At 28.3% G+C, this 1,969-nt stretch carries 1 protein-coding gene and 1 pseudogene; both read right to left on the bottom strand.

Translation table 11 applies throughout. The features are described 5' to 3' along the window. Positions 1-807: pseudogene (locus tag AACQ49_RS02855) on the bottom strand (metalloprotease); the annotation flags it as partial. A 646-nt stretch (positions 808-1,453) separates the two neighbouring features. Further along, a partial coding sequence (locus AACQ49_RS02850; RefSeq protein ID WP_202611290.1) for a M10 family metallopeptidase C-terminal domain-containing protein occupies positions 1,454-1,969 on the bottom strand: 516 nt, incomplete at its 5' end.

Genomic DNA, 1,969 nt, shown 5'->3' with positions numbered 1-1,969 from the left:
GAGTAACACATCCGTACTTTTTATTATAGCAACTTGATTATTATCATGGTAATTATATAAATCACCGGGATTGGCCTCATTTTCTATATATTTATCAATATTATCCCCGTTTTCCCATTTATAAAATTCATGTGTAGCTAAATTAATAAATATGGTTCCAGGGATATCATAATCTTCATTTGGCCCGATCTCTTTTATAGGTGTACCGTTATAGTTAGGATATTGAGCAAAGCCTCCATTTCCTCTCGTCATAAAAAAAGTAGTTGAATCTTTGTAAAAATGATTGAAATAGCCAAACTTTAAATTGGCATTTTTTTGTATAGGTACTCTAGTAAAAGTAAGGTCTGCGAAATCTGAAGCCAATTGTAAAATTTCTGTGATAACTTCTTGTTGATGAGGAAATATCGTCATTGGTGTAGCCAAAAAATATAAAGGTATGTTCTTTATTATCTGGCCACTTCTCTCACTCTTTGATTTTATATCTTGATTTATTTCCTCAATTCTTTTTTGGAAACCCTCACTATCTTTATCTTCAATAGCTTTTATTTCTTTTTTCATTTTTTCTATTTCATAGTCTAATTTGTAATATTCTGCTAGCTCCTTTAATGCTTCTTTTTTTTGACTTTCTGTTATCGGATGTTTATTTCTTATATTTTCTGACCGCTCACTGTAATTAGGAAATGTATAGGTGAGATGCGTTGTTCCATCTATTGAATTTTTAGGCCAACCTGATATAGCGCCTGTTGATATAACCCCATCAAGCAAATAGAAGAAAGTTGGTTTTTTAGTGTTTTTTATTAATTTCATATAATGTCCTTTTTATTTAAAGATAAATTATCTATGTGTTTTTTTACAAAATAAATTAATGTTTAATAGCAGGCTAATTATTGTCTATTTATTTTTTAATTTCTTTTTTAAAAAATACCTGTCAGCATTTCTACATTATTAGTTAAGATTATTGTTATGTGTTTGTATTATTGGCAACATGATGTATTATTATTTTTAATAAAAAAGGTACCGCAATATTATTACAGTGCCTTTTCTATTTTTTCTGTTACTGAATTTTTTGGTTTAAATAATCTCTTTTTTATCATAATTAGGAGGTATATAAGTTATTTGTGTGATATTACTATGTGGTTATTTAGCTCAACCATACATATCATCTATAACTATTTTACCATCAGACAAATAGAAGTAAGTTGTTTTTTTATTGAATTAAAACTATTCATACTAAATTCTTTTTACCAAAAGAGAATGTTCTATATTTCTTACTTTTATAATGATAGAAGTATATATAGAAATAAATGTTATAAAAACATACTATTTATTTCGTATATTTTTAGTTGATTATTATTAATGTTTATACGCATATTGTGCTGAATTGTTATTAATAATTGATGATTATTTATAGAGAAATAATTTAAAGTTTTACAAATCATATGGTGAAATGTATTTATACTGCAAAGAGTTCATCATGGTTAAATATACCGACAATCTCTATATGTACAATGGACTTATCATCGTTAGAAGATGTTGAAACGTCTATGATGGTTTTGTTGGCTGGTTTGTTATGATTTAATGAAAATTCATTTTTATCTCCTGATAATTTATCAACTTTTTTCATTTTTGATATATCTATTTTTCTATAATCCCTAGTGATCAACGTTATTTTATCCTTGTTTTTTTCAAAATCCCAAATTGAACTATTGCTTTCAACGCCCTCATAGCAGAAAAAATTAAAGGTATCATTTCCTTGTCCACCTGTTATACGATGAGTTCCTGTGCCCAAATATATTTCATCATCACCTTCTCCCCCTTGAATGATATTTCTGCCAGGGAGCCCTCTATCCATTGAGGCTACACAGATCCGATCATTACCCTTACCACCATCCAACATATTAGCACCATAATAATCAATAAGCATATCATCTCCATCATCACCATAGAGCACATCATTTCCCAATTCTCC

It is taken from the genome of Proteus sp. G2675 (assembly GCF_963886535.1).
Classification (GTDB): domain Bacteria; phylum Pseudomonadota; class Gammaproteobacteria; order Enterobacterales; family Enterobacteriaceae; genus Proteus; species Proteus mirabilis.
The sequence above is the reverse complement of the archived record's forward strand: the minus strand, read 5'-3'. Positions and strand labels throughout refer to the sequence as shown.